Origin of the sequence: Mammaliicoccus sp. Q-M61, assembly GCF_022386055.1 — a bacterium.
In the GTDB taxonomy this organism is placed as follows: domain Bacteria; phylum Bacillota; class Bacilli; order Staphylococcales; family Staphylococcaceae; genus Mammaliicoccus; species Mammaliicoccus sciuri_A.
On the sequence record NZ_JAJNJL010000001.1, the window covers coordinates 374,839 to 387,552 of the forward strand.

Here is a 12,714-nt window from a genome sequence, read left to right on the forward strand (position 1 = left end):
AGTCTTAAGCACCTTAGTTTAGGTGTTTAAATATTAATTATTATTTAGAAACGACTTCTTTACCTTTGTATGATCCACATGCTTTACATACACGGTGAGATAATTTCATTTCTCCACAGTTTGAACATTCTACCATACCTGGTACTGAGATTTTGAAATGCGTACGACGTTTTCTTTTAGCTGTTTTTGAAGTTCTTCTAGCTGGAACTGCCATGTCTTATTCCTCCTTAAATTTTATAAACACTTTTCCGATTATTTTTCGTCATCGAAGAATTGTTGTAATTTTTGAAGTCTTGGATCAACTTTCTTTTCAGTTTCTTGTTCTGAATCTTCGGTTGACTCAATTTGATCTTCGCCAATAACTTCCCAACCATCGCCTGCCATTGAAATATCTTCGCTACCTTCAGAGAATACTTGTAACGGTTTCTCTAAAATAACAAGTTCTTCAATGATTGGTAATAAATTAATCATGCCGCCTTCGAGTTTATGTCTCAATTCGTCATCATCATTATTACTTTCACTAAATTCATCTAGCTCAAATATTTCTACTGATGTAGTATCAAATGGTAGCTCTACTGGCTTTAAAGTACGGGCACATGGTAACGTCAATACACCATTAATGTCAAGATTGACAATTATCTCATGCATTCGCACTTGAACGTCTCCTGTTACTTTTATTGGAGATATATCGATAAGTTCATCTACCCTATCAATAAGGTATTTCATATCGATTTCTTTATCAAAAGTAAATGGTTCGTTTTGGTATTTTTTAAGTTGTGTTATTGACCACTTCATCTGGGTTCACCTCTTACAAACACAAAAATTATTGTAACCTTAACGACAATGTTTGTCAAGATTTTTTCTTAACATTCATTATCTGATACAATACTTATGATGAAGTGAAATGGGAGGAAATGCAAATGAAAAGTGTTGCTTTAGTAACAGAATATAATCCATTTCATAATGGGCATGTATATCACGTAGAATCTTCTAGAAAATTAACAAAAAGTGATGTTGCTATTTCTATTATGAGTGGTTCTTTTACAATGCGTGGAGAACCAGCTATTTTAAGTAAGTTTAAGCGTGCCGAAATGGCGATTCAATATGTAGATTTAGTCATTGAATTACCCCTTGTATATGCCATATCATCTGGTGATTTATTTGCTAAAGGCAGCGTTCAAATAGCAGAACAACTTGGATGTGATACATTATCATTCGGAAGCGAATCCGGAAATATTGACGATATTAAACATGTCATTAAAGAAATAGAACAAGTATCTAAAAGTGAAAAATATATTCAAATGTTGAAAGAAGGAAAATCACACCCGAGAATCATTTCAGAATTAATACCTCATAATCAAATGCTTAAAGGTTCAAATAATTTACTCGCAATTGAATATGTGAAACATATTATGCAGCATAACTTAGCAATAGAACCAACAACGATTCAAAGAAAAGATAACATGTATTTAGATGCTCATTTAAACGAAACAACACACATTTCAAGTGCAACTTCTATACGTAACGCCTATTTTAGACAGGACGATACATATCAATTAAGTTTACCGATAACAAGTTCAAATATATTAAAGCACGCTCATGCAGTTAACTGGGATCACTTTTTCCCATTATTAAAATGGACAATATTAAGAGCTACCCATGAAGAATTGCGAGACATATATATGATGACTGAAGGATTAGAATATAAAGTTAAAAAAGAAATTAAAGAAAGTACGAACTTTGAAATGTTTGTCCAAAAGCTCAAATCTAAGCGATACACGTGGACAAGAATACAACGCTTGTTAACCGCAATTTTGTTAAACGTTACGAATGAACAAGTTTCTGAATATAATCCAACTGCCATACGTGTACTTGCAATGTCTAAAAAAGGACAAGCATATTTAAAATCTATTAAAGAATCATGTCCGTTACCTATCGTTACAAATGTAAATAAACAAACAGCTGCTCACTTCACTAATGAAATTAAAGCAACAGATTTATATCAATATATTTCAGGTGATTCTGATACTGATTTTAATAAACCAGTCATAATAAAAAACGCATGACATATGCATGCGTTTTTTATTATGATTCTTTATTTTTTATTTTTTCTTTCAATGCTTTATTCACATTTTCAGGAACAAATTCCGAAATATCGCCGTCAAATTGAGCAACTTCTTTCACAACACTTGAGCTTATAAATGAATAATGATTATTTGTCATCATATATAATGTTTCAATGTCGTCATCTAGTTTTTTATTCATAGATGTCAATTGCATTTCATACTCAAAGTCGCTAACAGCTCTTAATCCTCTTACAATCGTGTTAGCATTTATTTCTTTGCAAAAGTCTACAAGTAACCCATGAAATGAATGCACCACTATATTTGGTACATCTTGTACCGCTTCTTTAATTAATTCAACACGCTCTTCTGTACTAAATAAGCCTTTTTTAGAACCATTTTTCAATACAGAAACATGAATCTCATCAAATATTTTTGCACTACGCTTAATAATATCAATATGTCCTAATGTTATTGGATCAAAGCTACCTGGAACAACTGCTATTCTCTTAGTCATTGTCTTCTCCTTTTGTTAGCAACATAACATGCGTCAGTCCATATTCATACTTTTTAAGAACTTTGAACGCACCCGTATCTATGTCTTCACTTTTATCAAATTCGCAAATTATTGTACCATTTACATTTAATAAGTCAAACGCTTGAATTTTTTCTAATGATTGATCTATGAGCGATTTTCTATAAGGTGGATCTAGAAATATATAATCAAACTTAATATTGCGTTTATTTAAAGCTTTTAACGCTCTAATTGCATCATTTTTATAAACTTCGTATTGAGTTTCAGGTATATGTAATGTATTTAAATTTTCTTTTATCATTTTAGTTGCTTTGAAATTACCGTCCACAAAAATCACTTTATCTAAACCTCTAGACAATCCTTCGATACCAAGTCCACCACTACCAGCAAACAAATCTAACCCGATACCTTCTAATTCTTGAAGGCCATTAAAGATATTTTCTTTCACTTTATCTGTAGTCGGTCTCGTTGATTGACCATCTATTGTTTTTATATGAAGTCTCTTGTATTTTCCACCTATTACTCTCAATGTTAATCATCACTTTCTTTATTATTAATTATTATTTATACTTATCCATATAGTATTTAAACGAAAACGAGGTTTATAAAAATGAAACAATCATTTATCGTCATCGGTCATGGCCTAACTGATTTATTTGAATTTCAAACGTTAATCGAATATAACCATGAACGTATTTCTGACATTATTATGTTACATACACCATTATCTAAGGAGAAACTATCTTCAGCTTGTATCATTATGAAGCCTACTAAAGGTCAACATTTTCAAGCGATTTACATGATAATGGAAGGTATTAAATATCCTTACCCTGACTCAAATAAAAAATTCGATTTAATCAATGAATGGGCTAATGCATATCACATACAAGTTAAAGGTCTTGATGTTAAATCACGTGCTGATTTCGCTGAAGATGAACTTTACTTCGCCTATTTAAAAGGTGTATTAAGACTTGAAAGATACTTGCCTCCGCTTCAATAGTTAAAAGTTTAAATACTCTTTTTTGTCCGTATTTGAATTAGAGTAATCTCTTTTAACATATTTAAATGGTGAAACTTTTACATCTTTAACATATTTTAGTTTCATTAAATGTTGAACAGTATCGTCTATTTTATCTTCATTTGTATATAACATGACGTATTGTTCTTTTCTATGTGCAAAGTATATATTACCAAACTTGCGTAATTGTCGTTCGTGTTTCATATTCTTTAAATATACGACAATACTGATTCGTTCTACTAATTCCATCAAAATAACCTCCTAACGCTTTTTATTTTTATATTAGCACTTTCTATAAAATGATGAAAGAAGATAACTCCAAGCACATGTGACTTGCTTTCTTATCTTAAATCAATTTGATAGAATATATATAAGTCTTTATTTGCATTTCGAAAGGATAGGATAACATGTCAAAAATTAATTTATTAAAAACAACAGGTCTTATCGGAGGCATTGTTGCGGGTTCTTGGATTGTGACAAAAGCAACATCAAACGTTAAACCACGTACGATTAAACCATTCTTTACACAACCAGCTCCTTATGTATTCGCTCATCGTGGAGGCATGGCGTTAAGACCAGAACATACACGCTTAGCTTTTGATCATGCATTAAAATACGAAGTAACTGGATTTGAAGTAGATGTTCGACTTACTAAAGATGAAGTACTTGTTGTAACACATGACAACACAGTCGATCGTACAAGTAACGGTTCAGGGTATGTAGGTGATCATACATTAGAAGAACTACGCCAATTAGATTTCGGATACCACTTCAAAGATATTAATAACGAGCATCCTTATAGAGGAGATGCCAAAGCTAAAATCGTCACTTTAAAAGAGTTATTAACTGAATATCCAGATGTCTTAGTAAATATAGATATTAAAGACCATCCTGAATCATATAGTGGTAGTTTAGCACCATCACACTTATATCGTTTAATTACAGAACTTAAAGCTGAGGATCGTGTTAATATTACAAGTTTCTATGATGAACAAATTGATCGCTTTAATTTATATGCTCAAGATTCAATTGCATTAGGTACAGGTCAAAGCGAAGTAGCTAAAGCTTTCATAGCTTATCAATCAGGATATGGTCATACGTATCAACCTAAATCCGATACATTCCAAATTCCAATACAAGCTAAAGGGCTTCCTTTAGACTCAGAAGGTTTCATTCAATTTTTAACATCACTTAATATATCTGTTGCTTATTGGGTTGTAAATCAAATCGATACAATGGATGATTTAATTCAAAAAGGTGCACATACGATTGTAACTGATCGCCCAGATACTGCACACTTCTTAATAAAAAAACAATACTAATTTTAAAAAGCTTTCCATCTGTCAAATGACAAATGGAAAGCTTTTTTTATGTTATGTTGAACATCCACAAGAACCACCAGTAGAACAACCACCACCATGTGACTCACTACTAAAGAATGGATTACCTGTATCCACTTTAACATTGCTTGAAACTGAATAAGAAACAATGCTAATCACTTCATCTAATAAATCTTGTAAAGCAGTTTCTTTAGTCTTAAATTCAGAAACAACTGGATGCATTTCATATGCTCTCTTTTGTTGTCTTGTTTCTTTCATAACTCTGCTGTAATCAGGATGATATCTGCCAAATCTTAAACAATCATCATAATGTGATTTTATTTGATCAAATTTTTGTCTTAATATTTTAACTTCAAAATTTGTTTCAAGTTGATGTTTTGCTTCGATGTATTCTTGATAAATATATGAATCTTTAATACATGCACTTAGTTCGTCTGATTGATCAAGTATATCAACTGTTTCTGCAGTAAACATAATATGATTCCCCCTTATTCTTTATTTTCTTTGAAAACAAGTGAATAGTATTCGCGAGAATTACCAGCACCAAATTCATCATATTGACTACCTAATAACTTTTCTCGATACGTGTTGTTGTTTAACCAGCTATTGATAAGTGTTGGTACATCATAGAAATTGTATGCTAAATTTTGGTTAATGGACTCATATTCAATCTTTTGATTATTGATATGTTTTGTGATGCCATCTTCTAGAGATTTAACTGCCTCTTCCTCATCGATATCATCTTCAATTAAATCTGCTTCCATTTGTGTTATATACGTAAGTTGATCATTAATCTGTAATGGTTTGACATCTTTCATTTCTCTAATTTCATTTACGATTTCAAGAAGTGATAAATCTTTATTTATATGAGCTTGGAAGTCTTGTTTGTCTGTTCTCTTTAAATCTTGACCTTTGTCATTATTTATCTTAGTCATTGAAAATGGTGCATGCTCAATAACAGCATCTGAATCCATAAATTGTACGCCCATCACTTCATTTGTTTCACTATCAATTAAGACTTGCGCATAAACATTCCCGTATTTAATCAGTAATTGTGTCTTGATATCACGTTCAGATAATTCTAATTGATATTTTCCATATGCACTTTCAACAACTGGTTCCATATCTATATTTGTACCATTAAAAATCTTTGTTGCATCTTGTTTCATTTTAATTGGTGAAACATTCACTTTATTTCCTGTAGCAAATACTGAAGAGACTTTATCATTTTTAGTAGATATTAAATAATAGTGCTCTTTATTTTTAAAGACATAATTCTTTCTACCGTGCTCTGCCTTATATACCCTATCTGGTTGTCCTAAATCATTTATAACTTCTTTAATATTTTTATAGACATATGTACCTACGCCTTCTTTCAACTTTGCATTGCCAGTTGATTTTTCAGCTTGTTGCTCATAATAATTCTCATTTGCTTTATCATGAGAGTAGTTTGGATTCTTTAAAACATCAAATTCTAATTTAGGTGAATAGAATAAATAAAAGAGTACAATGATTAAAATAGTTATTGCTACAACTTTTATGATAATATTTTTCAACTATTTACCTCCTCATTTATTCCTATATTCAATTATATCATTTTACAGGAAAACATTTACCTAAATCAATCGAAATGTTGTCATATTTGTTAAATATAAATGTACATTGCAACATTGGCGCTTTTATCATAAAATAAACTTAAAGGTACTTAGAGGGAGGAAAAATACATGGTATTTGATAATACAGGTCTTGAGAAGGTTATCATTGAACAAGAGCTATTAAAAGATGTTATGAATAAACATGGTTTTATTGCTGGAGGACATTGGGATTATGAGCGTATTACTTATGATTTTAAATATGAAATAAGTGAAGGCGTCTATTACTTAAGAATTCCAGGTTATGCACTTAAAGGGGATATCGGTGCCAATAACGCAACAATTCAATTAATGGATCCATATCTCGGTAAACACTACTATCCAACAGGTGTAGAATACGGAGATGATGAAGTTTACCCAGATAATTTAGTTGCACATTGTAACTTATTAATTGAACGTATCACATCAGATATTAATGCATTAAATACATTAGGTGCGCATTAATTAAAATATTACTAACAGAGTAGAGACGTGATATTTCACGTCTCTTTATTTATATATAAATGAGCAAAGAGGTCATCATTATGAAAAAATGGATAAACAAACGAAACATAAGCATATTTATCATTATAGTTTTATCTATTCTATTTATTTATTTCATTTTACCGATATCAATACCTTTAATAACAGCACTTGTTATCGCATTAGCACTCAATCCGCTCGTTAATAAATTAGCTAATAAAATTAAAAGCCGTAAATGGAGCGTAACGATTATTTATACGTTACTCCTTACGATAACAGGATTTGTTATATTTTTATTTTTAACTAAATTAATAGACCAGATCGTACTATTTATTAAAGATTTACCTAATAAAATTAATATACTCATCACTGTCATTGAACAATATAACGACAAAATGAAAGCTATTTTACCAGATGAAATGGCAGTTACAATCAACAAGGAACTGCAGAACTTTGTTGCATCTTTAAGAGATTCAATCGCAAATTATTTAAGCGTTGAAAATATAACAGAAGTTGTATCTTCTTTACCCGGTTTTATAATAAGTCTTGTAGTGTTTCTTGTAGCATTGTTCTTATTTATGTTAGAAATACCAAATATTCATAAATTTATTAAACAACATCTATATCCGTCGACTTATCATGAAATTTATAAAATATACAATAAAATTGGCCATTCTATTATTGGAATGATATCTGCTACCATCGTATTAAGCTTTATAACTTGGTTATTTACATACGTTGGTCTACTGATCATTGGTGTAGATTCAGCGTTTATCATCAGTTTATTTATATGGTTTATAGATATCTTACCGATTGTTGGTGCAACAGGTTTTACAATTCCGTGGGCAATCTATGCTTACATAGTTGGAGACCCGACGCTCGGTATTCAACTGATTATACTATCTGTTATATTACTCGTTCAAAGAAAAATATTAGAACCTAAAATATTCGGTACAGGTGTTGGTTTATCTCCACTACCTACTTTAATATCCATGTTTATCGGTTTAAAATTACTAGGCTTTATCGGATTCTTTATCGGACCATTATTCTTAATCGTTATCAAAACGATACTAGAATCTGGTCTTATAAAAACAGACTTTAAAATATAATATATGCAAAAACCTCTCAATCCATTATATACGGATTGAGAGGTTTTAATTTAATGTCCTAAAATTGCTTTTATCATAGATGTTGTATCTCCACCGTGATAGAACACATATAATAATAAATAAACGGCAACACCTGTAATAGCTGTACAGAACCAAATAATAGATGTTACTGGCCCAAATTTACGGTGTCTATCCAGTTTGTTCGTCCAACCTAAATAAATCGTATAGATCCCCATCACTGCCCCGACAGTCGCTAGTGTTATATGGAAAATCAAGAAAATTGTATAATAAATTTTGATATTATCCGGTCCACCAAATGAAGTATTTCCAATAAATACTGTTCTACTAGCATAAATGGTAAAGAATACGACTGCCGCAACTGCTGCAGATATCATAAACTTTTTGTGTGTTTCAATTTTTCGTTGTGCAATAAAATACCATCCGATAGCAACTAAAATAGCGCTTAATACGATGAAAGTTGTACTTATTGTCGGTAAAATTGGTAAATTCATTTTCATACATCCTATCTAAATTGATTATATAATGCTTTTTGCTCTTGTAATTTTCTCAAGCTATCTTCAGTGATTTGCTTTTCATTTTTTCTCTCATATCTAAACCATCTCATGAAAATGATATATAAATAAATACCAAACACGATTTCTTGCATAACTTTCATGATGACACCACCTGTTTGCTGATCTTCTAAAGGTGTAAAATTCGTAAAGTATTCTGGACCAGATAAACCTGTTCCTTGAACGACTGAATTTAACGTATCAGCTGGTACACATAAAGTCATCGCACCTAGCCATGCTTTACCTGACGTGTATGTTTCATACATTGCAGAACCGCTAAATATGATAAGTCCACATGAAGGTGTTAACAACACACCGATAAAGAAGATATATAAGATTTTCTTAATGTTACTCATGTGCAGTTCTTCAGGAATATGTTTGTTAAATATTGGATGCCACATAAACCATGCACTTATGAATAAAATAATCGTATATAACTCATGCAAAACAAGATCTTGTTTTAATGTATCTAACACAAGTGGTATATGATATACAGAGAATAAACCGTTAAAAAGAAAAATTGCTAATATCGGCTTTGTAAATAATTGAACAATCTTGTTGATCACGGGTAGTTCTTCCACATATTTGATGATGTATTCTGGGATAGCAAAATATAGCAATGGAACTACAATTAAAAATAATAAAGCCATTTGCAACATATGGAAACTAAAAATGATATGTGAAAGCAGATCAATAGGTCCACCTTCTAATAAGTATATCGTTAACATTAAGATAACGAAAAGTGTCGCTTCACCTTTTCTTAAAGGTCTTCCACCTGGTATATCTTTGTACCATTTTCCACAAATTAAAAAGTATAAAATAATTACACACAATACGCCTACAAAGAAGAATGGCGTCCAGTTTGCCCAAAAACCGAATATAGATATTGAGGTTAAGTTACCCATCTCTTTACACTTCCCCACTTAGTCATTACTTTTATTATAAAATTTAATCCATCGTTAAACAACCCAACAATGTAAATAGTTATGACAATGATATGACCAAATAAAAAGACTCGAGAACTTATATAACAAAGTTCTCGAGTCTTTTATAAATTATTTTGTTTTTACGAATAACGGATCGCCTAACCATACGATGTAAATAAATGTTACAACGAACGATAATCCGAAGAATACACCCGTAATCATAAATAATTTTGATATACCATGTTTTTCAGCTTTCATATGCATGAAATAATAGAATTGTAATACAACTTGTAGTACTGCTAATCCTAAAATAACTGGTATAACGAATTCTTTAGGAAGTTCTGCAGCAACTAATGCGAAAGCAATAAAAGTAACAAAAATCATAATAGCGAAGTTTGTAACTTGCATACGCATTTCTTTTGTACTTTTACGCTTCTTATAATCTCTAAGTGCTTGTGCGTCATGATTTAATTGTTGACTCATATTATCCTAACGCTCCCATCAAGTATACTACTGTAAAGATAAACACCCATACAACGTCAATGAAGTGCCAATATAAAGCAGCAGTATTAAATTTATGTGCATTATAAATACTTAATCCTCTAGCTCTATTACGGAAGATGAGTAATGTTAACCATACTAAACCTATAAGTACGTGGAATCCGTGTGTTCCTACTAAGAAGTAGAAGGCACTACCGAATGCACTTGAACGGAATGTATGACCTTGATGTACATACTCAACGAATTCATAAATTTCTAATCCTAAGAATCCTAATCCTAACAATATTGTAATACCAATCCAAATGAATAATCCTTTAGCATTGAAATTACGCATATGATATAAAGCATACACACTTGTTAGAGATGATGTTAATAATAACATCGTCATTACGAACGCTAATGGTAAATGGAATAAATCTTTAGCTAATAAATGATCTTCACTTGGTACAGCATCTTTTAGTGCTAAGTAAGTAGCGAATAGTGATGCGAATAATGCAACCTCTCCGCCTAAGAACACCCAAAATCCTACGAGTTTGTTCTTACCTTCCATAGATGCTGTTTCAGGATGGTTTGGCCAATTGTCAGCTGTAAATTTTGCTTCTTCATGTGACATTAACGCTCACCCCTTTCATACTCTAATAACTCTTCTTTAGAAATATGATGACCGTGATCATCTTTAAGTGATCTTACAATCATACTTCCTGCAGTAATACCTAAACCAAGAATCAATACGTATACTGCCCATGGTTTTTCATGTAAATCTTTAACTGCATCTAAAGCCCATTCTTTACCATCTGCAAAGTATAAAGCACCGAATGCAGCTACGAATAAACCGAATGCTTGCATAAATGGAATAAATGAATTATTAGGCATATGAATCTCATCTAAAGATTCAGCTGGAAGAATTTTTCCGTCACCTTGAGTTTTTTCAATCCATAATGCATCTAATCCACGAACTAATGGTGTTTGTGCAAAGTTGTAATGAGGTGTTGGTACTGGTAACGCCCATTCTAAAGTACGGCCGTCTCCCCAAGCATCTTTTCCAACTTTTTCACCTTTAGCTAATGTCATGATTACATTGATAACTTCAGTAATAACAGCTACTGCCATGAATAGCGCACCAATTGTTGATACTAAGTTTGGTATGTCATACCCTTGACCAGGTAAGTATGTAAATACTCGACGTGGCATACCCCATAGTCCTAAGAAATGTTGAATTAAGAATGTTAAATGGAAACCAATAAAGAATAACCAGAATGTTACTTTACCTAATTTTTCACTTAACATTTTACCAGCTATTAGCGGGAACCAATAATGTAAACCAGCTAATAATGCGAATACAACACCACCAACAATTACGTAGTGGAAGTGAGCAACGATAAAGTATGAGTCATGTAATTGATAGTCAGCTGGTGCTGATGCTTGCATGACACCTGTTACCCCACCCATAACGAATGATGGAATAAAGAATAACGCATATAACATTGGTGTAGTGAATTCAACGCTACCGCCCCATACAGTCAGTAACCAGTTGAATATTTTCACACCTGTTGGAACAGCAATTGCCATTGTTGCAACAGCGAATATAGCGTTAGCTACTGGACCTAAACCTACAGTGAACATGTGGTGAGCCCAAACCATGAATCCTAAGAAACCGATTAATACTGTAGCGAATACCATCGCTGAATAACCGAATAAACGTTTTCTAGCGAATACAGGTATAATTTCAGAGAATATACCGAACGCTGGTAATACTAAAATGTAAACTTCTGGGTGTCCAAAGATCCAGAATAAATGTTCCCAAATAATTGTGTTACCACCTTGAGAAGCAACAAAGAATGATGTACCAAACATTCTATCGAAAATTAATAAGAAAATACCGATAGTTAATGGTGGGAATGCAAATACGATTAATGTAGAAGCAACAAATGTTGTCCAAGTCATTAATGGCATACGCATATACGTCATACCAGGTGCTCTCATGTTAACGATTGTAGCTACAAAGTTAATACCAGCAATTAATGTACCAGCACCAGAGATTTGTAACCCTAGAGCATAGAAGTTAATACCATGCCCTGCCGATTCTAAAGATAAACTTGCATAAGATGTCCAACCTGCGTTAGGCGCTCCACCTAAAATCCAAGATAAGTTTAAGAATATTCCACCGAAGAAGAATAACCAGAAACCTAATGCATTTAAGAATGGAAATGCAACATCTCGTGCACCAATTTGTAATGGGACAACTGCGTTCATATAACCGAATAACAAAGGCATTGCGGCTAAGAATATCATTGTTGTACCATGCATTGTGATAATTTCATTAAACAGTCCAGCTGTAACAAAGTCGTTTTCTGGAACTGCTAACTGGATACGAATTAACATTGCTTCGATACCACCGATAGCAAAGAATAATCCCCCAGCAATTAAATACAAAATAGCAATTTTTTTGTGGTCGACTGTTGTTAAATAGTCCCAAATAGTCGATCCAAACCCCTTTTTACTTTGAGTAGACACTAGAGTAACCTCCCTTTCAATT

17 protein-coding genes are annotated in these 12,714 nt (G+C 32.2%); 5 read left to right on the top strand and 12 right to left on the bottom strand.

Translation table 11 applies throughout. From position 1 onward, the window contains the following. Positions 1-40 precede the first annotated feature (40 nt). Together rpmF and LQ677_RS01760 are read right to left on the bottom strand one after the other, a co-directional pair. Positions 41-214: a 50S ribosomal protein L32 gene (rpmF, locus tag LQ677_RS01755; protein WP_025904638.1), complete on the bottom strand. Its 174-nt coding sequence runs from the start codon at positions 212-214 to the stop codon at positions 41-43. A gap of 38 nt (positions 215-252) precedes the next feature. Beyond that, a complete protein-coding gene (locus tag LQ677_RS01760; RefSeq protein WP_025904639.1) occupies positions 253-795 on the bottom strand; it encodes a YceD family protein in 543 nt (180 codons plus the stop codon). 125 nt (positions 796-920) lie between these two features. On the opposite strand from LQ677_RS01760, the gene LQ677_RS01765 reads away from it, so the two are divergent. Further along, complete coding sequence (locus tag LQ677_RS01765; RefSeq protein WP_204168375.1) at positions 921-2,066, top strand: nucleotidyltransferase; 1,146 nt, start codon at positions 921-923, stop codon at positions 2,064-2,066. 19 nt (positions 2,067-2,085) lie between these two features. Here the strand turns inward: LQ677_RS01765 and coaD are convergent, their stop codons facing one another. Together coaD and rsmD are read right to left on the bottom strand one after the other, a co-directional pair. Next, on the bottom strand, positions 2,086-2,580 hold the full coding sequence (coaD, locus tag LQ677_RS01770) for a pantetheine-phosphate adenylyltransferase (protein WP_037587476.1): 495 nt from the start codon (positions 2,578-2,580) through the stop codon (positions 2,086-2,088). Next, positions 2,573-3,127 carry a 16S rRNA (guanine(966)-N(2))-methyltransferase RsmD gene (gene rsmD, locus LQ677_RS01775; RefSeq protein WP_239748054.1) on the bottom strand — a complete coding sequence of 185 codons (555 nt, stop codon included), beginning with the start codon at positions 3,125-3,127 and terminating at the stop codon, positions 2,573-2,575. Before rsmD ends, coaD begins: the two co-directional genes overlap by 8 nt. An 81-nt stretch (positions 3,128-3,208) precedes the next feature. On the opposite strand from rsmD, the gene LQ677_RS01780 reads away from it, so the two are divergent. Further along, positions 3,209-3,598, top strand: coding sequence for a DUF7147 family protein (locus LQ677_RS01780; RefSeq protein ID WP_025904643.1), 390 nt, complete (start codon positions 3,209-3,211; stop codon positions 3,596-3,598). On the opposite strand, the gene LQ677_RS01785 is transcribed toward LQ677_RS01780, so the two are convergent. Next, positions 3,599-3,865, bottom strand: coding sequence for a DUF2129 domain-containing protein (locus LQ677_RS01785; protein ID WP_037587474.1), 267 nt, complete (start codon positions 3,863-3,865; stop codon positions 3,599-3,601). Between the two features lie 158 nt (positions 3,866-4,023). Here LQ677_RS01785 and LQ677_RS01790 point away from each other — a divergent pair, with 158 nt between their 5' ends. Continuing rightward, the gene (locus LQ677_RS01790) at positions 4,024-4,938 is read left to right on the top strand and encodes a glycerophosphodiester phosphodiesterase family protein (protein ID WP_037587473.1); all 915 of its coding nucleotides are present in this window, start codon (positions 4,024-4,026) and stop codon (positions 4,936-4,938) included. A 51-nt stretch (positions 4,939-4,989) separates the two neighbouring features. On the opposite strand, the gene LQ677_RS01795 is transcribed toward LQ677_RS01790, so the two are convergent. Together LQ677_RS01795 and LQ677_RS01800 are read right to left on the bottom strand one after the other, a co-directional pair. Then, on the bottom strand, positions 4,990-5,430 hold the full coding sequence (locus LQ677_RS01795; RefSeq protein WP_037587470.1) for a YlbF/YmcA family competence regulator: 441 nt from the start codon (positions 5,428-5,430) through the stop codon (positions 4,990-4,992). A 14-nt stretch (positions 5,431-5,444) separates the two neighbouring features. Next, positions 5,445-6,512, bottom strand: coding sequence for a CAP-associated domain-containing protein (locus tag LQ677_RS01800; protein WP_191836202.1), 1,068 nt, complete (start codon positions 6,510-6,512; stop codon positions 5,445-5,447). Positions 6,513-6,680: 168 nt separating this feature from the next. Here LQ677_RS01800 and LQ677_RS01805 point away from each other — a divergent pair, with 168 nt between their 5' ends. Next, positions 6,681-7,052 (top strand): YugN family protein, encoded by a 372-nt coding sequence (locus LQ677_RS01805; protein ID WP_025904648.1) that lies wholly within the window; start codon positions 6,681-6,683, stop codon positions 7,050-7,052. Between the two features lie 80 nt (positions 7,053-7,132). Further along, positions 7,133-8,179 (top strand): sporulation integral membrane protein YtvI, encoded by a 1,047-nt coding sequence (gene ytvI / locus LQ677_RS01810; protein WP_191836201.1) that lies wholly within the window; start codon positions 7,133-7,135, stop codon positions 8,177-8,179. Between the two features lie 50 nt (positions 8,180-8,229). Here the strand turns inward: ytvI and LQ677_RS01815 are convergent, their stop codons facing one another. The 5 genes from LQ677_RS01815 to ctaD all read right to left on the bottom strand — a co-directional run bounded on the left by LQ677_RS01815 (position 8,230) and on the right by ctaD (position 12,692). Beyond that, positions 8,230-8,691, bottom strand: coding sequence for a DUF420 domain-containing protein (locus LQ677_RS01815; protein ID WP_037587463.1), 462 nt, complete (start codon positions 8,689-8,691; stop codon positions 8,230-8,232). A gap of 11 nt (positions 8,692-8,702) precedes the next feature. Beyond that, entirely contained in the window at positions 8,703-9,656 is a 954-nt protein-coding gene (gene ctaG / locus LQ677_RS01820) for a cytochrome c oxidase assembly factor CtaG (RefSeq protein ID WP_037587461.1), read from the bottom strand. A gap of 150 nt (positions 9,657-9,806) precedes the next feature. After that, positions 9,807-10,160: a cytochrome C oxidase subunit IV family protein gene (locus LQ677_RS01825; protein WP_025904652.1), complete on the bottom strand. Its 354-nt coding sequence runs from the start codon at positions 10,158-10,160 to the stop codon at positions 9,807-9,809. 1 nt (position 10,161) lies between these two features. Continuing rightward, positions 10,162-10,791 carry a cytochrome c oxidase subunit 3 gene (locus LQ677_RS01830; protein ID WP_191836200.1) on the bottom strand — a complete coding sequence of 210 codons (630 nt, stop codon included), beginning with the start codon at positions 10,789-10,791 and terminating at the stop codon, positions 10,162-10,164. Further along, positions 10,791-12,692: a cytochrome c oxidase subunit I gene (gene ctaD, locus LQ677_RS01835; protein ID WP_025904654.1), complete on the bottom strand. Its 1,902-nt coding sequence runs from the start codon at positions 12,690-12,692 to the stop codon at positions 10,791-10,793. The genes LQ677_RS01830 and ctaD overlap by 1 nt, the downstream gene beginning before the upstream one ends. Positions 12,693-12,714 lie beyond the last annotated feature (22 nt).